This is a genomic window from Bradyrhizobium sp. B117 (genome assembly GCF_038969555.1).
In the GTDB taxonomy this organism is placed as follows: domain Bacteria; phylum Pseudomonadota; class Alphaproteobacteria; order Rhizobiales; family Xanthobacteraceae; genus Bradyrhizobium.
Genome location: NZ_CP152414.1, coordinates 1,819,999 through 1,840,205, shown reverse-complemented (window position 1 = coordinate 1,840,205; position 20,207 = coordinate 1,819,999). Strand labels below are relative to the sequence as shown.

Annotated in this window: 16 protein-coding genes, 1 tRNA gene and 1 pseudogene; 10 read left to right on the top strand and 8 right to left on the bottom strand. The window is 57.6% G+C overall.

Annotated elements, in window-relative coordinates; all coding sequences use genetic code 11:
* Positions 1-192 precede the first annotated feature (192 nt).
* Positions 193-1,233, top strand: coding sequence for a nucleotide kinase domain-containing protein (locus tag AAFG16_RS08915; RefSeq protein ID WP_342738842.1), 1,041 nt, complete (start codon positions 193-195; stop codon positions 1,231-1,233).
* Between the two features lie 9 nt (positions 1,234-1,242).
* Here the strand turns inward: AAFG16_RS08915 and AAFG16_RS08910 are convergent, their stop codons facing one another.
* The 3 genes from AAFG16_RS08910 to AAFG16_RS08900 are packed head-to-tail and all read right to left on the bottom strand — an operon-like array spanning position 1,243 to position 4,012.
* Positions 1,243-2,916 carry a hypothetical protein gene (locus AAFG16_RS08910; RefSeq protein WP_342738840.1) on the bottom strand — a complete coding sequence of 558 codons (1,674 nt, stop codon included), beginning with the start codon at positions 2,914-2,916 and terminating at the stop codon, positions 1,243-1,245.
* The gene (locus AAFG16_RS08905; protein WP_164939454.1) at positions 2,913-3,563 is read right to left on the bottom strand and encodes a hypothetical protein; all 651 of its coding nucleotides are present in this window, start codon (positions 3,561-3,563) and stop codon (positions 2,913-2,915) included. The genes AAFG16_RS08910 and AAFG16_RS08905 overlap by 4 nt, the downstream gene beginning before the upstream one ends.
* Complete coding sequence (locus AAFG16_RS08900; protein WP_342738836.1) at positions 3,560-4,012, bottom strand: hypothetical protein; 453 nt, start codon at positions 4,010-4,012, stop codon at positions 3,560-3,562. The genes AAFG16_RS08905 and AAFG16_RS08900 overlap by 4 nt, the downstream gene beginning before the upstream one ends.
* 149 nt (positions 4,013-4,161) lie before the next feature.
* Here AAFG16_RS08900 and AAFG16_RS08895 point away from each other — a divergent pair, with 149 nt between their 5' ends.
* Together AAFG16_RS08895 and AAFG16_RS08890 are read left to right on the top strand one after the other, a co-directional pair.
* On the top strand, positions 4,162-4,443 hold the full coding sequence (locus AAFG16_RS08895; RefSeq protein ID WP_342738834.1) for a hypothetical protein: 282 nt from the start codon (positions 4,162-4,164) through the stop codon (positions 4,441-4,443).
* On the top strand, positions 4,440-5,621 hold the full coding sequence (locus AAFG16_RS08890) for an ImmA/IrrE family metallo-endopeptidase (protein ID WP_128945495.1): 1,182 nt from the start codon (positions 4,440-4,442) through the stop codon (positions 5,619-5,621). The genes AAFG16_RS08895 and AAFG16_RS08890 overlap by 4 nt, the downstream gene beginning before the upstream one ends.
* Positions 5,622-6,386: 765 nt before the next feature.
* On the opposite strand, the pseudogene rpmD reads toward AAFG16_RS08890, so the two are convergent.
* Both rpmD and AAFG16_RS08880 read right to left on the bottom strand, forming a co-directional pair.
* Positions 6,387-6,533, bottom strand: a pseudogene (gene rpmD / locus AAFG16_RS08885) (50S ribosomal protein L30); the annotation flags it as partial.
* An 80-nt stretch (positions 6,534-6,613) separates the two neighbouring features.
* Complete coding sequence (locus AAFG16_RS08880) at positions 6,614-7,711, bottom strand: hypothetical protein (RefSeq protein ID WP_342738827.1); 1,098 nt, start codon at positions 7,709-7,711, stop codon at positions 6,614-6,616.
* A 233-nt stretch (positions 7,712-7,944) separates the two neighbouring features.
* Between AAFG16_RS08880 and AAFG16_RS08875 the strand changes: the two genes are divergently transcribed.
* Both AAFG16_RS08875 and AAFG16_RS08870 read left to right on the top strand, forming a co-directional pair.
* Positions 7,945-8,685 (top strand): DCL family protein, encoded by a 741-nt coding sequence (locus tag AAFG16_RS08875; protein ID WP_342738825.1) that lies wholly within the window; start codon positions 7,945-7,947, stop codon positions 8,683-8,685.
* Positions 8,686-8,702: 17 nt separating this feature from the next.
* The gene (locus AAFG16_RS08870) at positions 8,703-10,220 is read left to right on the top strand and encodes a hypothetical protein (protein WP_342738823.1); all 1,518 of its coding nucleotides are present in this window, start codon (positions 8,703-8,705) and stop codon (positions 10,218-10,220) included.
* 30 nt (positions 10,221-10,250) lie between these two features.
* On the opposite strand, the gene AAFG16_RS08865 is transcribed toward AAFG16_RS08870, so the two are convergent.
* Positions 10,251-10,925 carry a hypothetical protein gene (locus AAFG16_RS08865; RefSeq protein ID WP_342738821.1) on the bottom strand — a complete coding sequence of 225 codons (675 nt, stop codon included), beginning with the start codon at positions 10,923-10,925 and terminating at the stop codon, positions 10,251-10,253.
* A gap of 794 nt (positions 10,926-11,719) precedes the next feature.
* Here AAFG16_RS08865 and AAFG16_RS08860 point away from each other — a divergent pair.
* Together AAFG16_RS08860 and AAFG16_RS08855 are read left to right on the top strand one after the other, a co-directional pair.
* The gene (locus tag AAFG16_RS08860; protein ID WP_342738819.1) at positions 11,720-11,911 is read left to right on the top strand and encodes a helix-turn-helix transcriptional regulator; all 192 of its coding nucleotides are present in this window, start codon (positions 11,720-11,722) and stop codon (positions 11,909-11,911) included.
* Positions 11,912-11,934: 23 nt separating this feature from the next.
* Positions 11,935-12,522: a hypothetical protein gene (locus AAFG16_RS08855; RefSeq protein WP_342738817.1), complete on the top strand. Its 588-nt coding sequence runs from the start codon at positions 11,935-11,937 to the stop codon at positions 12,520-12,522.
* A 15-nt stretch (positions 12,523-12,537) separates the two neighbouring features.
* Here the strand turns inward: AAFG16_RS08855 and AAFG16_RS08850 are convergent, their stop codons facing one another.
* The gene (locus AAFG16_RS08850) at positions 12,538-14,970 is read right to left on the bottom strand and encodes a hypothetical protein (protein ID WP_342738815.1); all 2,433 of its coding nucleotides are present in this window, start codon (positions 14,968-14,970) and stop codon (positions 12,538-12,540) included.
* 690 nt (positions 14,971-15,660) lie between these two features.
* On the opposite strand from AAFG16_RS08850, the gene AAFG16_RS08845 reads away from it, so the two are divergent.
* From AAFG16_RS08845 to AAFG16_RS08835, 3 genes are all read left to right on the top strand, one after another.
* Positions 15,661-17,310 (top strand): amidohydrolase, encoded by a 1,650-nt coding sequence (locus AAFG16_RS08845; protein WP_342738813.1) that lies wholly within the window; start codon positions 15,661-15,663, stop codon positions 17,308-17,310.
* Positions 17,311-17,375, top strand: a tRNA-OTHER gene (locus AAFG16_RS08840).
* Positions 17,376-17,542: 167 nt separating this feature from the next.
* Positions 17,543-18,898, top strand: a complete 1,356-nt coding sequence (locus tag AAFG16_RS08835; RefSeq protein ID WP_342738811.1) for an FkbM family methyltransferase — start codon at positions 17,543-17,545, stop codon at positions 18,896-18,898.
* A 159-nt stretch (positions 18,899-19,057) separates the two neighbouring features.
* Here AAFG16_RS08835 and AAFG16_RS08830 read toward each other — a convergent pair whose 3' ends face one another.
* Positions 19,058-20,173, bottom strand: coding sequence for a DUF2336 domain-containing protein (locus tag AAFG16_RS08830; protein ID WP_342738809.1), 1,116 nt, complete (start codon positions 20,171-20,173; stop codon positions 19,058-19,060).
* Between the last annotated feature and the right edge of the window lie 34 nt (positions 20,174-20,207).

Genomic DNA, 20,207 nt, shown 5'->3' with positions numbered 1-20,207 from the left:
TGCGCGCGAGCTTAGCTCACCCGCTTTTGCGCAGGTCGTCACCTTGCGACCGCTAGGAGCAATTCTAAAAACTCGCGCCGCGGCATCAAAACAACGCCGTGCGGAAAAACGACATGGACTGCGTTGAAGCTCTGGTAGCGCAAGCACGGTTATGCAAAACAATAGTGCCGAGAAGCACAGATTCGAGATTTGATGCCAACTGAACTCGCCCCACGGCTTCCGCTTGATCCGCCGGCAGCGAACCGCCACCGCGGTATCGTCATCGCGATCGGCAACAACCAATTGCGGACGACGCCGGTCTTTGACGCCTATTGGGAGTTCGCGGCCGAGCGGCAGCGGATTTTCTTCCGCCGCCTCGAAGGGATGTCCGGTGCGCTCACGACCGATCCGGTTCTGAAGCTATTCAAATTCACGAACGCCTATCGGGCCTCTGACCGCGTGAGCCAATACCTCCTGCGCAATGTCATCTACCGACCCGACCTGCCGTCTGATGCGCGGAACGTCTTCTTTCGCACGATACTCTTCAAACTATTCAACAAGATCGAGACGTGGCAGCATCTTGAGGCGGCCGTCGGCAAGATCACGTGGGAAGAGTTTGACTTCGCTCGTTACGACAGGCTGTTGACGAACCGAATGACGGCGGGCGAGACCATTTACTCGGCCGCGTACATCATGCCGTCGGGGGGCAGCGTCTTCGGACACAAGCTCAAGCATCGCAATCACTTCCGGATGATCGAGCATCTTTTCGCCGAACGGTATCCGGAAAGACTGTCCGAGTGCAAGACAATGACGGACGCGTTCGCGCTCTTGCGAACGGTGCCCTTCATAGGACCGTTCCTCGCTTATCAGTATGTGACCGACTTTAATTACAGCGAGCTGACCAATTTCGGGGAAGACGAGTTCGTCATGGCGGGGCCTGGTGCGCTGGATGGCATTTCGAAATGCTTCCTAGGTGCAGACACGGTGAAATCCTCCGATGTCATTCGCTACATGTTCGATCATCAGGAAGAGCATTTTGGGAAGCTCGACATTGATTTTCCGAAGCTTTGGGGCCGCCGCCTTCAGCTTATCGACTGCCAAAACCTCTTTTGCGAGATTTCAAAATACGCGCGTGTGGCATTCCCCGACTATATGGGCGTAGCGGGCAGGACGCGTATCAAACAGAAATACGAACCCACGGGCCCCCTTCCCGAGCCGTTCTATCCACCGAAGTGGAAGATCGCGGCTCGATAGAGTGCCGTATCACGTGGCCATGTCGTGTATATCAGCAATGGCCGTCGCAGTGCAGGTGACCCTGTTCGTATCCCGGCTGAAGGCGATTTTGTAGTCGACGACCTTCAGCTTCCAGGCGCGCTGCTGAACAGATTTTGTCGCCTTGACGTAGACGAGGTTGCCGACGCCGAGCCGCACCTCGATTTCTGGCCAGAGCTCTGTAGAGTTCTGGTCCAATCCCAGCGCATCGAGGACGGCGCGTTTGGCAGCCGCGGCTTCGGTGCACCGGTTATCCCGCATCGCCCACTCCCGTTCGGCAGCTCCGAGCACCGGATCGCTCGCGCGCATGCTCAATTCCGCCGAACCCATGCCGAGGCCGACGCTGATGCCCTGAACGCCGGGGCAGACGGTTGGAGAAAAGGAAAGGGTCCGGCGGTCGAGATCAATATGCACCGTGCCCTGCTTTTCATTCGAGAGCTGGAAGAACATATCGCAGCCGTCGTAGATCGCGTCTTCCCATTCCCAGAACGTATTTTTGGCGACCTCGAGACCATCGACGTAGGCGCGGAGTGTCTTCAACAGCTTGAAATTGATCAGCGTACGTTCGGGGAACAGGCGCGTCGGCGTGCCAATGACGCACCGGCCGGCGGCTTTGGCCTGGCGGTCGCCTTCGGAGTGAATTGCCTTGATCACCAACTCCTCGACCACCTTGGCGCGGCCACCATCTTCGACCTCATCGACCTTGTCATCGCGGCTTTTGCGCTTGCGCTTCATCAACCCGCGCACGACCGGAGACCAGCCAAGATGTCCGATGAACGCCAGATGGATGGCGTCGTGAAATCGATATCCGTCGTCCTCGTAATAGTTGTCCGTCAGATCATCGCCGAGCGGCCTGCCCTCGAAATACATCCGGGATTTCTGCGGGCCGATGCGCACAAAGGCAACATCGAGCTGGCGCGGGAACTGTTCCTTTGCGTCGCGATCCGCATCATGCAGCGGCGTTGGCGCGCCGCGCTCCGACCGGAACTGCACCTTCCGGCAGTTCGATGCAATAACTTCATCGAGCGAAAGGTGATAAAGGCTCGCGATTGCCGAAAGATGCCAGGCGACACCGCCAAGAACAATGGTCGGTTCCCTATTTGCCACGTTCGTATGCAGTGCGGCTTCGGAATCAGGCAGCACGGTTCGCATTAGTTCGGCGCCGTGCTGCCAGAGAAGCGCAAGACACACTTCGAGTAAAACGCGGCCATCCGTTCGTGCGGTCTTGTAGGCAAGCCGCTGGTAGTCATCGAAGGTATAGCCATCCGCGGGCGGAAATGCCGCCGCGCCGTCAAGAAAGGCTTGCCGGTTGGCGGGATCAAGCGACCGCTCGATCAGGTGGGCGCGGTCGTCGCTGCCGCCGATCTCGGCGCGCATCGCCGTGATGTTGTGGGAAAGAATATCGACATAGCCGCCGCCCATCACCTGCGCGGCCGAGTAGCAATACCAGAACGAGTCGCCCAGCTCTTCCGTGATCTCGTCGTTGGGCTGGTCCCAATGTGGCCCCTCGCCCCCTTCAGACAGGATCTTCTTCTTGACCGCCGCGACCAGCGAGCCGATTTCGCTCACCAAACCGTAGAGTGCGATCGATCGCTGTTCATCGACGGGCTTGCCCGCAAACTGCTTGGTCTTCTCGACGAAGGCGGCGTAATCGACCGGATTCATGCGCTGACCGCCTTAGCCTTGGCGGCCTTCTTCGCGCGGGGCCTTTTCGCGCCGATAAATTGCCAATGGGCGGGCTCGCCGATGTAGCCGCGCTGCGGCAAGGTCTGGAGCCATGCCATCACCTGCGCGATCTGCTCGTCGGTGAAGATGCAGCGGTGTCCCGGCCCTTTCTTGAGCACGAAAGAGAGATGGTCGGGAATCTTGATGCCGAGCCGGCCCCAATAGGCGAATTCGCGGCTGATCAGCACCCGGTCAGTGGTGCCGGTATCGCGGTGGAGATCGCCGAGAGAAAGGCTTCCGTCTTCAAGACTATGAAAGGAGTCCTCCTGGACGAACTCCTCACCGCCGTCACGGTGATAGATGTTGTCGCCGTAGCGCAGAACGGTCGAGCCACTCATCACCGCCTTCTTGCGGCGGAAGCGGTGATCCTGCCAGTAGTCATCGAAGCCTATGACCTCGTCCACCCGCATCCAGTAGCAGAGATGGCCGGCCAGCTTGGGATCGACGGCGCCGGTGCCAAGGATATAATCGCCAACCTTGGCGATCTTGCGTATCTGCGGCTTGCAGCACGCAAGTGTGCAGACGCCGTGAAAGGGATTGGGCGCAAAGCCGAGATCGTGCTCGATCACGTAGGAGAAAAGGGTCATGACGCTTTCGCTTTTTCGTCGACGCACAGGTTGCGCTCCGTCTTAGGCTTGGGCAGGGGCTGACCGTTGGGTCCTTCAAAACAGTGCTGGTCTTCTTCCGTAACAACGACGCGGAATTTCTCGGCATCGGGGCCGATGATCGAGTAGGCGTATTTGTTCATGGCATCCGACGGCTGGGCGTCAGGCGCCGCGTCTTCGGGCCACACGCAAACGGCGCGGCGCCCGCCCCGCTGTGTGGTCGCGAGGTCTGCCTCAAGAGCCGGATCGGTGCAGGTATCTGCCGAGGCCAGGATCACCACGATCTCGTCTTCGCAGTCGGGATCGGGCTCGCCGACGGCGTCGACGACCTCGATCTCATCACCAGCCATGCCCGCGTCTTCGGCGAGACGCTTGATCTGCTCGATCTCTTCGTCCGTCAGATTCCGGCCAAGTATCGTGATGCGACGCATAGTGGTCTCCATAAACTCTTGGGTTGCGGCCCGGCAAGATATGAATGCTCCCGTATTGGGAGCGTGGATTATTTTGACCTTGCCGTCAACAGAAAAGCTCCCAAAATGGGAGCTAGGAGATTGTTATGAGATTCGTAGGACAAACCGAGGTGGCGGCGTTTCTGGCCGGCTCGCCGGCTTACGATAATACCGTGAAGGCTTGGGTCGCGGAGGTGAAGTCTGGGCAATGGGACTCGGCGACGGCGCTTGCTGCGGATTTCCAATACGTCGACGTGTCGGCATTGCCGTGGGTGGCCTTCTACCTGCTGCCTTCGGCGCTCCGCATGCGCACCCTGATCGATTTCCGCATCGGCGTCGTCATGCTGTTGGCCATTGATTTATCCGCCGCCCGGCACCGCATCCAAACTCAACCCTGGAATAGAGCATCGTGACCATCAAGCCGATCCGCAATGCTTCCGATCTGTCGGCGACGAAGGCTCGCCTCGCTAGCTTGCTGGCTAAGAATTCGGGCGAGTTCGATGACGAGATCGAGGTCCTGACGACCTTGATCGAGCAGTATGAAGAAAAGTTCGCGCGGGTTGACGCACCGGATCCAATTGCAGCGATCAAATTTCGAATGGAAGAAAAAGGGCTCACCCCCCGTCAGCTGGAGCCGTTTATCGGATCAAGGGCGCGAGTATCGGAAGTCCTTACTGGCAAACGGAGCTTGTCGATCGACATGATCCGTTCGCTTCACGAGGGGTTGGGAATCCCGTACGCCTCGCTAGTCGCCCGGCCGAGAAAAACTGAAAGCGTCGACGAGATCTCCGGCAGCGCGATCCGGCATTTAAACACGCTTGGTTTCTCGCTCGACAGAGAGGAAATATCCCACTTCATCCCGGCCTCGCTTCAGCAAACCGTACCATCGGCCCTGCTTCGCAAGACACGTACGCAACGAGCGGCCTCAAAGACTGATCAAGGCGCGCTCTTACTTTGGCAGGCTGCTGTCTTGCAACGCGCGGAAGCCTTGACGCTCGCCAACATATTCGATCGATCTGAGTTCAGCCGAGCAACCTTACGGAGACTTGCAAAGCTAAGCTCCAAGATAGATGGAATAAAGCGTGTACTCGACAGCCTTTCGAATCTAGGCATTGCCGTGATCGTGATGCCCTCGCTCCCCGGCACGTTCCTCGATGGCGCGGCGATGGTCACATCGACGAATGCACCGGTCGTCGGTCTTACGCTACGTTATGATCGGGCAGATAATTTTTGGTTCACACTCCTCCATGAGCTCTCCCATATCTGTCTCCACTACGAAGTCCTGGTTGATGGACATACGACCTTCGTGGACGACATGGAGATTATCAGTGACGATGTGCGAGAGCAGCAAGCGGACGCACTTGCCCAAGAGTCTCTGATTCCTTCTTCGATCCTGGAGCAAGTCGTCTGGAGCCCGGATTCAAGCTTCGATGATATCACGACGGTATCGGCGCGAGCGCTAGTTCCTGTAACCGTGGTAGCCGGCCGTTGGCAGCGGGACCACCAGAACTACAAAAAATTTTCGAGGTTGATTGACCGTAGCTCCGTTCGCGCTCTGCTATTACCCGGCAAGGCCGCAGATCGCTCTTAAAGGACCACCATCAAAAATGGAGTCGAACGCGCCTTCCGACCTTGTGTCACGCCAAGTGCTACAAACCGAACGCGGTTCGTCTCTTGCCAACGAGTTGAAGACAATCTTCGTACCCTAACCGCGAATATTCATAACATCGCAAGCTTCCATGCGTCGGGCGCCGTCATTGTTGACGATATAGCGAACCGTGCGGGTGTGCGCATCGATCCAGAAGAACAGATCAATCCGTCGTGCGTCTTGCCACAGCTTTCTTTGTTTGGCCCAGGCCTTGGTGAAATCCTTCTCATTCGGGTCGACTAAAAGGAAGCCACGACCTCCCTCCGGAGTGGGCATGCCCGCGATCGCGAGGTGCAGGTCGACTGGCCCGCGGAGACGCGCGTGGCTGACAATCACCAGGATATTGGGCTGCGCATGATCCGGATTCACGGCATCGAACTGGGCGGCGGCTTTTTCAATCACGCGTGCAAGCGCATGCGCGGTCGGGTTTTCACGGACGTCCTGCCGGATTTCACCTGGCTTCAGATCGGTGGGAAACGCGAAAACGCGATCATCGCGCGGGGACTTAAGCTCACAGTAGCCCAGTAATTCACCATTCCTGAGAATCTTGAAGTCGGGGCTTTTTGCGTTACCCTCGGGCAGGCGAACGAGTTCAAGCTCCAGCCCCTTAAAGAGAAGCTGGCGCATGAGCGCTTCATCCGCCGCCTCATCAATGGGCTGTGGCAGTATCAAGCGGTGCGCTTCGAGCAAATCTTGGTCAGGAAAATCGATCAGATGTCTCACTTTCTGAACCATTCCCCAGATTGAGCCATTGAAGGGCACCGTAGCGATGCGGCCAATTTTGTTGAGCCCAAGACCCTGCAGCGTTTTCCTTTGCGAATGATGCCGCCGGATCGGGCTTCCGTATTCGGAAATATCCCGCCACGACGCGCCCTCCTTCGTTACCTGTCCATAGTGCGTGTGCAATTGCCGCATCGCGCGCACGTGGCGCCGTGCTACTCAAATTGCCGCGTTAGCCTGCTTATCGCCGGCATCCGCCGCATATTGTTGAAAAAGGCGATGTTTATCCTTACAGCTCGTGCATCTTCTTTGGTGTTGCCGAGGAATAGTTGTGTCCTGTCATCCGAAAGGGAAATGTAGATTTTGGCAGGAGCACCAGGCGTCCGGCCCCACCCATTGAGGCTCCCGAGAGCGAGCGGCGACAGCATCTGTCGCACGGTTTCGGCCTCTGAGATCAGCTCATTGATGTCGGGGATGGTTCCAATGTTCTTGGCTGCTCTCGTCCGCTCCTGTCGGTCCATCCGCGCAACGGCGTCGGCGCTACTTTCTCCGAAATTTAAAGTCCGAAGCCTAGACGCAAACCTTTCGACCCGTTCCGCTATTGGCACAACGTTCGGCTTGAGCATTTCGAATCCTGCGAGCGGCCCGTAACGCTCGAGGTCGTAAACTGTCGCGGTACTCTCGTTGCCCGAGCGATCAACCCGTCGTTCAGTTCTCGTCACTTCATAACGCAGTACTCCGTCAGATCGTAGATGCGCCCAGAGATCAAAACCGATGGTGCGTGTCATTCGGTCGGAAAGAATAAAACGTACCCGATCGATCTCGGAGATAATTGGCGCATTCTGCTCGATCGCAGCAAGCGCTTCCGGCACCTGTGGCAAGCACCTCAACAGATAGGCCTCGTTCCTGCGCTCCGCTTCCTCCTCCCGGAAGAGCCGTTCGGCTTCCGCATGCCCTGAGGCGTTGATTGACTTGAAGCAATCGCCTCCCATGTTGCGAATGACTCGCTCTTCAGGGAACCAAGCGATTCGACCGTCCTTGTAATACCAGGGTGTATAGGGCTTGCAGCATGGGCAGGGCGCCCATCTCTCCCTGTTACGTGGGCCAGCATGGGGTGGTGGCAGGTCGAATTCTCCGAGATAGCGAACGATGGCACCTCGCGGTGGCTTTGTATGCGTGTGCCCGGGCCAAAGATGCGGCGCGCCGGTTTGCTTGATGTGGGCCTTGATCTCCGCAACGACGGTAAGGTCGGGCCGCTCAGTGTAGTTCGGCTTCACCGTCAGGGCTGTTTCGGGAATATCGATGACCTGCACGGTTCCAGATTCCTAGAAAAATTGCGGCGAAACGCTTCCCTTGAATCATCGCTGGCTTATACCATGATCAAATCTACCGGCTGTTAAGGGTTGGGGATTCCCCTGAATGCAGAACCTGGGCTGACGACGATTCGGAGGTATAAAAGCCTTTCGGGCAATATTGGGCATGGTGTCACGACCGTCCGCGTCCATTTCTGCATTGACGACGCGCGTTGAGAATAGGCTCCGATACAATGGCTAAATCTGTTTCCCTTCCGAACGGCCGATTCTGGAAGGCGCAAACCGCCGCTCTCGCTCACTTCAAGGACATGCTTAGGCGCCATGCCGACGAGCAAATCGTCGAAGACTACCTGGATCACGATGATCTTGCCGCCCTCCTGGAGCGTTACGATGCAGTCATCGTCGACGGCCCGGCGAAGATTGGGCCGGGAATAGACTATTTTTTTCGGCGTCAGAACGTTGGTGAGGGCTTCTCGACGCCGGGTTTTTGGATACGTCGGATTGACGGCAGCGAAACCGATTTCAGTTACATCCAGGCCGTAAAGGGTCAACCGAAGTCGAACGCGCAAGAGTTCTATGACGCCTGCCGTGCCGCTGTGGCAGCTGACCTCGTGGCGGCGAAGAAACGCCATTTCGCCGCCTTTGCGGATGATGGGGGCCGCGTCCCGTGCGACCTCTCCGGCGAGTTGCTCGCTTTCCCAGATGCCCATTTGGATCATGCTTATCCAACTTTTGGGCAGTTGGTCATAACTTTCCGCGCCGCCCGTGGTTGGCAGCACGGTGAGCCCGACGGAACACTGACCTTGCCGGCCGACGCGCAGACGACCACAATCTTCGCCGATACCGCCGTTGCTGAGGCTTTCCGGCTGTTTCATCACAGCGCAGCTACGCTCCGCATCATTGCACGCCACCGAAACCTCGCGATGTCAGCAGGTCAGCGGCGACCGAAGGTGAAGTTGCCAGTACAGATTTAGGATGAGGCATTAGGACGATGGGCCCATCGGAGAAGGACGATGGCTACGTCGTCACACTCGCGATTCCGGATATCACTCAGTTGGCGGACGAGGAGCTAGCGGCATTTGCGCCGTTCCGTGACGGGCGCTGGAGCGTCCAAACAAAGGCTCTCCTCGCACAATTCTCAGCAACCAAGCTGGATCTCAATCGCGGCTGGGCATCGACGCGGGAACACTGGACTTGTCCCTGCTGCCAACGCGGAAAGGCACATATTGCGCGTGTGAGCAGCGGCGGTGTCCTGCTCTGTCGCCTTGAGTACCACCACGACCACTTGGTGGATCGTGCAAAGCGAACCTTTCAGGAGTACAGGCCTTGTGACAAGGATCGGGAGACCATCATCCAGGTTGGTCGAGCTGAGAATGCGCTCATGCTCCTTGTTGAGCGTTTCGAACAGACGCTGATCTGCATCGACTGCAATCTGGCCGAAGGCCGCGCCAAGCTGGAACTGGCGAGAACGATTGAAGGCGACTTTACCTTTACACCGGCCGAGATCGCATCATTCATTAGCGTCGCGCCAAATCGCCTCCATGAGATCGATCTCGACAAGGCTAAGGCCGCATGGCTTCTCGCCAAAGACGATGTTGCAGATCGGCTCGACTTCACCAGACGCATGGCACAACGAATCGCTTCTGGCCGCCATGGTCGGCAGGTGGCTGCCGGCGAACGGCTTATCTCATACATGCAGGATCGTGACATCATCTACGATCTTTTTCTGCGCGCTTCACCCGACAAAGGCCGTGCTGGTCTGGCGCACACGATAGAAGCGCGATCAACGTCCAATGACAGTGCAGGCAATTCGCCCAAGCCCAAGCGCAAGCCGCGTGGGGATGTTCCGAGCGATGCAGAGTTCGCCGAGATAGATCGTCAACAGCAGGAGCATAAGGCGTGGGTTTTGGCGGGCAATGAATGGTCTTGTCCGTGTTGTGATCGCACGAAACGTGAAATTTGCCGGAAGTCAAACCGGGGACTGTGGACCGCCCACATTCATCGCGTCTGCGAATTCGAACCGGAAGACGACAGCGATAGCCTCTGGCGTCGTAGGGCTCGCGCAGCGAGCCAGATTATCATCGGTTCTCACACCAACAGGCTTGTCTGTCAGGACTGCAGAAACATCGTCGCCGAGGTCAAGCGACGCAAGCCCGGACTAACTGAAAACAACCTCACAATAGACAATGTGCGCCTTCTTGTCGGCATCGCGACGCCGCATGTGCCTCATGACGTGGACTGGGAAAACGCAATCATGCTTGCGCTCGGCAACCGGTCACTCGTTGATGCAATCGACGACTATTTCGAACACCGAACGCACGCTCACGACATCTTCCGAGAGATGAAAGAGTTGATGGAAATGGGATACTCGAAGCAGAAGGCGCGAGACCTGCTCGGTTACGAGTACGCGAAGGCGAATGACATCGATCTTGACGAAGGCGATGCGCAGATCGATTGGCTTCTGGACGAGGCAGAACGCCACATGCAAATGGATCGCATACCTCTCTAGGCATGATTCGTCAGTTCTAGACGTTCACTTCTAGTTTGCTCTTCTTCGCGCAACCGCTTCCAAATCGGCCGCAGCGTTAGAACTCCAGTTGTTACGCTGTGCCCACCGGCGCACCTCGATCGGGTCAAATGAGTGCCCCTCGGAACGAAGCTTATCAAACGTCCGTTCAGCATGTTTTTTATCAGAGGGGTGGTTGAGGCCTGTACCCAAGTTGATAGACTCCGTTAAGCGGACAAGCGCATCTTGAACGGGCTCCGAAAGCGTATTTGCCGGAGCTTCGGGTCCCTTCTGGCCGAAGGTTGTCGGATGCCACGTGGCTTTCCACTCTTGGGATTCGATATCCGACCAAGGCAGAAAGAGTATGGCCTGCGCACCCCACGCATCGTCCAGCTTAGCCATGTCCTTTGTAGAGATATGGACGCCGACAAGAAGACCTTGGGCAGCAGTGGGCCGAAACGTCTGGGGGCTTTCCAACACCATCGTAATGCCCTCGACGAGGGCAACTGACTGCCCCTTCGTAAGCGCCTTGGCTACGGCTGCCCCGAGAAATTCACCAACGATGGTATGCTCCCAGCCTCCTTTTTTCGGTACAATCAAGGTTACGCGTGTGATGCCCCTTTCCTTGGCGAGCTTCACGATGCCAGCGAAGGCTGTGCGAACCTGGGTAGCGTTCCGTTCAACTATGTATCGATCAATGGATGCCACTTGATCACTCGCTTAATGCGCCAAGCCTTATCGGTGAGTTGTGTTTCCCGACTCCAGAGGCGCAGCCACGAGCGCCGCTTCGCGTACCCTTAAAACAAACTGCATATCATTGTGGATGTCACTGCCGTTCGAATCGAAGAACACATCCACCCGTAGGTGACTTTACTGCTCGTGCGGATCGGTCCGTTAACGCGTCGGAAGCAACGCACTTTAGCCGGCAATGGAAGCGGGCATGAGCAGGACTCGAGCATGCCAACTAGCGCGCGGCTAAGTTCGCCAACGTTCGCCGGTGCTTATTCAACGGATATTCGACGGCTTTTGCAAAACCAGTCTAAGTAATTGAATTTTATGGCGCTCCCTAGGGGAATCGAACCCCTGTTTCAGCCTTGAGAGGGTATCGATCCGCTTGATGATCATCGTGAGGAGAGTCCTGCGATGGAGACCTTACGGATGTCAGGCCCGGCTCGTTTGCATAAGCAGGCGTTACCGCACCAGTTTCGCATCAGAAACGAACCAGCCGAAGCGCAACGAACGCGATCAGATTCAAACAAAAAGTCAGCAAAATCAACGAAGCGAATCGCTATCCCGCCGCTCATAACGGTCTGGTTGCAGGTTCGAGTCCTGCCGGGCCCACCAAAGGGGAATCGCGCGAGATCCTCGCCGTTTTCTCGTCCATTGCAGCTCTCACTCGCAGAACGACCTGAATACTATAGTCTGTAGCTCTTTAGTATTCGAGGCAAGACTATGGGGGCGTAAAAAAGCCGAACGCGCCCTTCGGAAAAATCATTGCTAACTTGAGAAACGCTGCCGAGCTCTCTCAGGAGGAGCTGGCTGAGTGGGCAAAAATTCACCGGACATATGTGAGCCAGATCGAGCGAGGACTTAAGTCGCCAACCCTCGTGATGCTCTTTCGGTTAGCGCACGCCCTCAATACGACTCCGAGCAAAATCGTAAGGCAAGTCGAGAGCGATATGGGAGTGAGTTAGGATGGTCCAAGAGGGAGAGTATCGTGGCTCTACCGCCTAACAGCGAAACGGAACGAGGCGTGTATCTGCGCAACGTGTTTTATAACACGCAGCCCACGGAAGTTTTCAGCAAATGGCCAAAACTCACCGTCGAGGACCACGCCGTCGTCGGGAGACTGATCAACCTATATAGTTTCATCGAAATCAATCTACGGCGGTTAGTCGAATCTTGGACCGATGCAGATTTGCTTCCTAAAGGACGGATCAAAGATCTGCCTTTGAGCAGGGTAGAAGAGCTCGCGCAGACCGTGTTGCCCTGGCCTGAGGCAAACCTGTTCGCATTGAAGAAGATGGCCGAACTTCGGTCTCTGCGGAATCTGGTCGCTCATTTTGGGATGATGCGATTCCCTGACGATGACGCGTTTCTTTTCATCGCGAAAAGTGAAGCCGACTACAAGAAGCAAACGGGTGAGCCGTCTGTGGAAGACGTTATGCTCATTGCCGTGCTCGATGGTCCTGTTTTGCCTGGGCTGGTGCAGGAGCTGGAGGGAATGGCACAATGGTTGGCTACTGTGACCGCTCAGATCTTGAAACAGAAGGCAGACGCCAAAGCTGATGTCCCCAAGTCCTAATCGGGCACGAGTGTGTTACTGTAAGGGAGCATCCGCAGGCTCAATGAAGAAGGCCATCGGAACGTTCGATATATGCTTCTCCGAGCTCGACATCAGAAGAAGGCGATTGACGGTGTTGTCCTGCATGCCGCCCGGGGGGAAGACGCACGAGATGCGCCCCTCCCTCACGGGCACGCCCGCCTTTTTGAATCCGAGCTGCGCCACAGCATGCGTTTTGGCGAACCGGCTGACCAACTGCGCCTCGCGATTGGGTCTCGCCCCACGCTCTTCAAGATTGGAAAGGTATTTGAACAGGTCTCGAAGCAAATCCGGGTAGCCCGCGCCGGTCTTGCTCAAGGCTGCGGCCACAACGCCTGTCGTGCTCTGCGGGAACGCGAATCTCGAGCGCTCAATGTCAGTCACGAGCGGGGCAAGACCGGGGGTCGCGGCCTTATAACGCCGCCGGATCGCGCCCTGGACTTCTCTCCAGCGGAACGGACTATCCGTGACGATGCAGGCTCCCGTCGCTTGGGCCAAATACATCGTCATCTCGAAATTCGGCGCGAGCTTGAACATACTCATCTGCCCGCCTTCTTTTCCGCCTTCAAATGAGCCTTCCTGGAGGACGGACAGGGGATCATCCTCGCGCATCCGCACGCTTGCTCGCATGACCGCCTCGACCTCATCCTCATCGAGATCCGGCTTGAGCTTACGAAGCTGCCTACGCATAACGTCAGGCGGCATCAGCATAATGCCGCGCCGGCTGTCCTCTTCTATCGTCTTTAGCAGGCGGTGGTCCTCTTTCGGTTCGAACCGCGGGGCTCGAGCCCGTGCCATGCTCATCATCTGCTGGCGAAGATTGAAGTCGAAGTCGCAAGGATCCGGTATAAGGTTGATTAAGCCAAGATCGACGAGCGGCATGACGTTCAAGAAGAACAAAATCGTCTTCAGGAACTCCTGCCGATAAGACTTCGGGTTGCCGGTCGGGCTCATCTCCTGTTTCATTATTCCGGGGTGGACGAATGGGTGCGCCAAGATCAGCTCGCCGAAGTACAGAGGAGCCGCCAAGACGAAGTCCGTGATTAATGACGGGTGGATGGACCCGGTGTAGATGGCGCGAGGCTCGCCGTCGGGCTTGGGCAGCAACGCAAGCAGATCGGTCTCGAGCGGCCACAGCCCTTCGTAGAGACTGTAAATCTTGCTGATCTTCTCGTCAGTTAGTTCGCGGCGAATCTGCACCCAGTCCTTCCCGGACCGGAGCTCCAGCACGTTAACGATGGCGTTCTGGAGCATCAGGTTGCGCTCCCGGATGCTTTTCTCGTTCCAGGCCGGGCGCAACGCCTCCGGCTTGGACTGGCAGCACTCTTTGAACAATCTCCCGCGCCCGCATCCGCAGTAGTCGCCTGGCCGCAGCGGCTTGTCCGGCGGCCTCTTGATCAAGAATTCTCGCTGCTTCTCGGTCCTGCCGAACTCGTCCTGGTAGTGGACGTCCCCGCTCTCGTACTTGACGAATATCTGGCCGCCGAAGTGGTGCAGGCCGAGCTCCGACGGCATCAGCGTCTTCCGAAGCTCGCTCCACGAGCGAGTCACGGTCCTTTCCGGGTATAGCCATTCCTTGCGCCCGCCGCCGATATAGCGGCGCGCGCGCTTTTTGACGATGAAATTGATTTCCGCAACTTCCTGCGCGGTAAGCCTCCGCTCGCGGATCAACGAGTCGATCCTGGTTATGGACTGCCGGTAGTTGCGCGCAAAGGTCCTCTTCTGGAGGGGGTCGGTGCTCGGGTCCTTCGCGTACTCCAGATTCGTGAAGATCAAACAGTGGTCGCGATCCATCGGGTAAAGCGTCTGCGAACCCCGCAGCGCTATTCCGGGATCAAGTGGGTACGCGCACGCGCCATCCGTGGGAGGGACCGCGTGGTTGTAGATCGTCACGGGATGGTCGCTTGTAATAAATTTCACGTCGGAGTCTTCGGCAGAGACAATCTCACGCACGCCTCCGACCCAGATCGCGCAGTGCAGCATGCGGATGCCCTGCATCTCGAACATCAGTTCGTTCTGCGTGAGAGAGGGATATTGGGCCTTGAGCCAGTCCAAGCCCTTCGGCGTACGGATTTTCTGGATATCAAGAAACTCGAAGAAGTCATGGAAATGGTCGTGCCATGCGCCCATGTCCGTGCCTAAGAATGCGCGAACGGCTTGCGATCCCCTGGCGTCGACATCGCCGAATAAGTGGCGCTCAATTTCGTCATTGACGGACGTTCCGAAGAAGGTTGAATATAAGTCCTTCTGGCGAAACGCTAATGAGGTCGGCGTACTGTCCCACGCGCCCCTTTGAGTAATCACGCGGCCGTCCGCTAGGACCTTCCGATCAGGTGTGTTGTCGACGTAGGCAAGCGACGAGCAGCCAGGCTCGAAGAACCCCTCTTGATACCATTGCGGGACGTAGTGGTTGTTTCTTGTGATGGACACCGCAGCGATTCGCTCGACATTGCGACACTCAACGCCCTTACCTGACTTCCGTCACGATTGTCGACTGGCGCATCTTTTCATCCGAGCGGTTATCTGCACGGACGAAAGCAAACAAACGATGATAATTCGCATTCTTGCCACAAAATTCAAACTCCTAAGCAATTGATTTTAATATACTTTTTAACCTAAAGGTCGGACCGATCATAACGGTCTGGTTGCAGGTTCGAGTGCTGCCGGGCCCACCACGCTTCGCCCTTCGGGCTACGCGTGGCGCAGCCGCGCGGAGAACGAGAGGCGAAGCGTGGTGTCCGGCATAGCTGGAGCGCAGCGGAAGCGACGACCGACTGCTGCCGCTACGGGCTACGCGTGATGCAGCCGCGCGGAGAACGAGGGGCGAAGCGTGGTGTCCGGCGTAGCTTGAACGACGTGAGAGCGAAGACGGACGAACCGCCGCGAAGCGGGCGAAGGCTGCCGCGCCGAAGCCCAGCGGGCGAAGGCCGGCTGTGAAATCTATTTCTTGGGCCCTCACCGAATTTTCCGGTGGACTGGCTGATTTTGTTGAAGCCAGACATGATCAAGATCACCACACTCCCCGTTGCGACACGCGACATCCGCGCGTGCATCCGGCGGCGGATGTGCGGCGCCGCTCCTGCCTTTCTCGCTCCTGCCCTTCTCATTTCGGGACTGAACATGCGCAAGCTTCTGGCGATTTTGGTGATCTCGTGCTGGGCTAATTTGGCTTACGCACAAAAGGCCGATCTCGTTGTCGCGAACGCAAAAATCGTGACGCTGGATGGCGCATCGACGATCGCGCAGGCTCTCGCGGTCCGTGAAGGCAAGATCGTTGCAGTTGGCGGCAACGATGCCATGGAAGGCCTGATCGGGTCCGCGACGCGCCGCGTCGACGCAGGCGGACGCACGATCATTCCGGGATTGATCGATTCCCATATTCACGCCGTGCGCGCCGGCCTCACCTACGCAACCGAGGTCAACTGGATCGGCGCAAAAACGATTCGAGAGGCCATGGAGCGCTTGCGACAGGCGGCAAAAGCGCGCCCGGCGTCCTGGATCATCGTGGCCGGCGGCTGGAGCGAGTTGCAGTTTGCGGAGAAGCGGCGGCCAACCCTGGCCGAGGTGATGTCGGCAGCTCCCGACAATCCGGCTTACATCCAGCTGTTCTATTCGGCGGTGCTGATGACGCCGAAAACGCTGCAAGCGCTCGGGATATCCGCGGATCAGTTGCCGGCCGGAATCACGGCCGAGCGCGCCGCATCGGGCGAAACCACGGGCTGGTTCAACGGCTCCATCGTCAGCATCTCCGCGCTGTTCGATCGCCTGCCGAGGCCGAATTTCGAAGACAATGTCGCCGGGACCCGGCAGTTCTTCACCGAGCTCAATCGCCTCGGAATTACCGGGATCGTGGATCCCGGCGGCTTCAGCATTTATCCCAGCCATTACGCCGCCTTGCAAAAGCTTTGGCGCGAGAAATCACTTTCGGTGCGTGTCGCCTTCAGCCTGTTCGCGCAGAATGTCGGCGCGGAATTCGAGGAGTACAAGAGTCTCACGCCGTTCCTGCCGATGGGATTCGGCGACGACATGCTGCGATTCAACGGAATCGGCGAGCGGATCACCGGCGCCATGTACAACAACAACGCGCCCGACGCGGCCGCCAAGGACAAGTTCCTCGAGATCGTTCGCTGGGCAGCCAAGCAAGGGCTTACCGTCACCATCCACTGGCAGGAAGACAAATCCGTCCACCAACTCCTCGACCTCTATGAAGAGGTCAACAAGGAGACGCCGATCGCGCCGCTGCGCTGGTCGATCGCCCATCTCGACAACGCCTCGTCCGAAACGCTGGCGCGCATGAAGGCCCTCGGTGTCGGCTGGACCATGCAGGACGCCATGTACCTCGGAGGCGACCGTATCGTGGCGCAGGCGGGCGAAGCCGCGCGCAGCATGCCGCCCATCGTCACGGCGTTGCGCACGGGCGTCCATGTCGGAGCCGGCACGGATGCGCATCGGGTCGCATCCTACAATCCGTTCGTCGCGCTGCAATGGATGCTCGACGGCAAGACCGTCGGCGGACTATCGACGCGCGGCCCGGACGAAACACCCAGCCGCGAAGATGCCTTGCGCCTGTACACCGTGGGAAGCGCCTGGTTCTGCTTCGACGAGACGCGGCGCGGCACGTTAGAGGCCGGCAAGCTCGCCGACTTCGTGATTCTCGATCGGGATTTCATGTCCGTCCCCGTCGAGCAAATCGGCGCCACGACGTCTCTGCTGACGGTGGTGGGCGGCAAGGTGGTCTACGCAGCGGATGTTTTCGCGAGCGCGAAATAGGGGCTCGGGGCCGCCGGCCGCTCATAACGGTCTGGTTGCAGGTTCGAGTCCTGCCGGGCCCACCAGCCTTCGCTCGCTTCGCGAGCTACGGCTCGGCAAGCCAGCGCTACACGTCAAAAGCGAAGCGAGTGAAGGCTGCCGCACCGAAGCCCAAAGGGCGAAGGCGGGCATCTGAGCCATGCTACGCGTGGCGCGGCCGCGCGGAGAGCCGGGCCCCTTGATGGATGAGGTCATGAAATATTCAGGCCGCCCAGCCTCGCACCAGCTTCGCACCAGAAACTCGCCGAACCGGACGCTACGGCCGCGCACGGTGGACCCCGCAAGCACAGCTGAACGCGAACTGACGGCACGAGAACGCGAACCTGCCGTGACGGTGCCCTCGATGACTCCGGTCGCGTTCGCCGGTTCGAAGGCTTGGAATGAGGTGCACTGTCGGGTCCCGACTGCCGCCGGATCGAAGAGAGGCTCAGCCATTCAAATGTCGTCAGAAGCTCAAATGTCCGCAGATGTTGCAATTTCATTCCTGTCTCACCTGCAGGCCAAGTTGTACGAGGTTGCCACGAGAGACCTTGAACAAAACCACGAGGCGGATCGTTATGGACCTGAGCCCAAGCGAACGCTGGGCCACGATATGCAAGAGCATCAGAACAAGCTCCTGGCAATGGCGCGATTGAAAAACTCAAAGGCGCTTCCTCTGATCTTGCTGGATACCTGGCAGTTGCTGCAAGACGAATATTCGAAAGACGTCCTGTTGGAGTTGTATCTTCAACGCGTGATAGGGCATGACCTCGTCAAGCTCTTTCGAAATTCGCCAAAATATTGGAAGGAACGGAGCCTGGCACGAAGTCTGCAAACGAACCGTCTGCCTGCGAAGAAAATCAGGAACATGAACTTCGAGCTGACTCATTTCGATCTGAAGGACATCGGCTACGATCTCAATCTGTTTTCCGCTCCCATCGGGATCGACGCCACGTTCCTGAAAACGCAATACGAGTATAGCGGTGTCAAGCCAGCGATCGCAGCAAAGGCCGGGGATATCGTCATCGAAGCCGGCAGCTGCTACGGTGATACGAGCCTGTATTTTGCAACGAAGGTGGGCCCCGAGGGCAAGGTGATCGGGTTCGAATTCATACCAGAAAATCTCGATATCTTGCGTCAGAACCTGGAACTGAATCCCAAATATGCGTCGAATATCGAGATCATCGAGAGACCGGTATGGGAGACATCCGAAAAGATACTCTATATGATGAACAATGGTCCGGGGAGCCAGGTTTCCGAACGCCCCCTCTTCCAAGGCGCGGTCGAAGTCAAAACCATTTCCATCGACGATATGGTTCGTGAGAGAAATCTGCCCCGTGTCGATTTCATAAAAATGGACATCGAGGGGGCCGAGCTTTCCGCGCTCAAAGGCGCCGTGGGCACGCTCGAACGGTTCAAACCATCATTGGCGATTTGCGTCTATCACAAGCCGAATGACTGGGTCGACATTCCCCTCTTCATCAATTCCCTGAACCTCGGCTACAAGATGTGGCTGGATCATTTTACGATCTACCCCGAAGAAACCGTGCTGTACTGCAGGACTTTTTGAAACGAGGCGTGCCGCGCCGAAGCCAAGGAGCGAAGGCGCCGGCACGAGACTTATCCGGGATTGCGGTCGGATCACGTTGACAGTGTAGTCAATGATCTCGGCCGCATTCGCGGGTTCGAAGACTCATGAATTAAGTGCACCGTCACCGCGATTGCGATCCTAGATCATGCGCCGGGGCTGTTGAAACGAGCCGCCGAAAACCTCCTCCTTTCGCGTTCGGTAGATGGTGACGACCTCCCGGCACGCCTTGACGTTCAGCCCGTGGAAATTGATCTTCAATTGATCCAGCTCGCCCGCGGTTATCCGGTAGTTGGCGGCGCCCAGGAACAGCAGCGCCATCGTGGTGGGCCATGAGAAATCGAGAGACTTGGCCAAGATCAACGCTGGCTCGCGATCCCTCTCGATCAATGCCCGTTCCGCGACGTCTACTGGAAGCCGACAGAGCAACGACAGGGCAACGGTGGTCTCGTTGAACTTGAGAGAGTGAGCAAGTTCGAAGACCTTGTCTTCTGTCAATTCGCCTCTCTCGTGCAGTTTTGCCACCGTGCGTTTCGCCGTGAAGTAATCCTTCGACGCCGGGCCAAACCTGGTGTGAATGGCCCCGGTGACATCGACGACGACGCGATGGACCTGATTTTCGATATCCGGACGCTCCCTCTTCAGCTTTTGCCGCACCTCTTCAGAGGCTTTGGCGATCAACTGGTGGAAGAGATGTCGAGGAATATCCTTTCGAAGTCCCACCGACTCGGCAAGGATCGAATCCCCTTCTGACCGTCGCACCAGGTGCAGAAATCCGGATTTCGAGAGATTCGCCCCAGCATTCGATGCGACCGAGGTTACGACCTCGGGAGATCCCCGCACCACCAGGACATCGGTGACCGCTTCCGGGACCGTTTGTCGCTTGGAGATTGCAAGCAGATGTTGCTGGCTCTTGTTCTTGGCACACGCAATCAATGTCTCGGTGTCAAGGCGCTCCGACTGACTGAGAACCGGCCACGCGACATCGATGCAGTCGTCGCTTGCCATCTGCCGGGTCAACGCATAGGGCGCGTTTGGGCTGCATGCGAGCTTTCCTGCGAGCTTCGCCCGCGCGCTCGCTTCAATCTCCTGCGCGAGACGACCGATGACCTCACCGAAAGTCCAGATCTGCTCCTCGGAATAAGTGCCGGCGATCAGGATGTCTGCCGCATGCCAGAGCGCCCGCAGACAACTCTCGGGATTTCCTCTCGCAACTGCTTCGTCCAACTCGGCCAAGAATGACGTGATAGCAGCCATTGATGCGCTCGCAGTTTGAAATAATCGAACGACA

Coding starts and splice junctions, on each gene's coding strand:
- AAFG16_RS08915 (WP_342738842.1), top strand. CDS start 193: ATGCCAACTGAACTCGCCCCACGGCTTCCGCTTGATCCGCCGGCAGCG.
- AAFG16_RS08910 (WP_342738840.1), bottom strand. CDS start 2,916: ATGAATCCGGTCGATTACGCCGCCTTCGTCGAGAAGACCAAGCAGTTT.
- AAFG16_RS08905 (WP_164939454.1), bottom strand. CDS start 3,563: ATGACCCTTTTCTCCTACGTGATCGAGCACGATCTCGGCTTTGCGCCC.
- AAFG16_RS08900 (WP_342738836.1), bottom strand. CDS start 4,012: ATGCGTCGCATCACGATACTTGGCCGGAATCTGACGGACGAAGAGATC.
- AAFG16_RS08875 (WP_342738825.1), top strand. CDS start 7,945: ATGGCTAAATCTGTTTCCCTTCCGAACGGCCGATTCTGGAAGGCGCAA.
- AAFG16_RS08870 (WP_342738823.1), top strand. CDS start 8,703: ATGGGCCCATCGGAGAAGGACGATGGCTACGTCGTCACACTCGCGATT.
- AAFG16_RS08845 (WP_342738813.1), top strand. CDS start 15,661: ATGCGCAAGCTTCTGGCGATTTTGGTGATCTCGTGCTGGGCTAATTTG.
- AAFG16_RS08835 (WP_342738811.1), top strand. CDS start 17,543: ATGAAATATTCAGGCCGCCCAGCCTCGCACCAGCTTCGCACCAGAAAC.
- AAFG16_RS08830 (WP_342738809.1), bottom strand. CDS start 20,173: ATGGCTGCTATCACGTCATTCTTGGCCGAGTTGGACGAAGCAGTTGCG.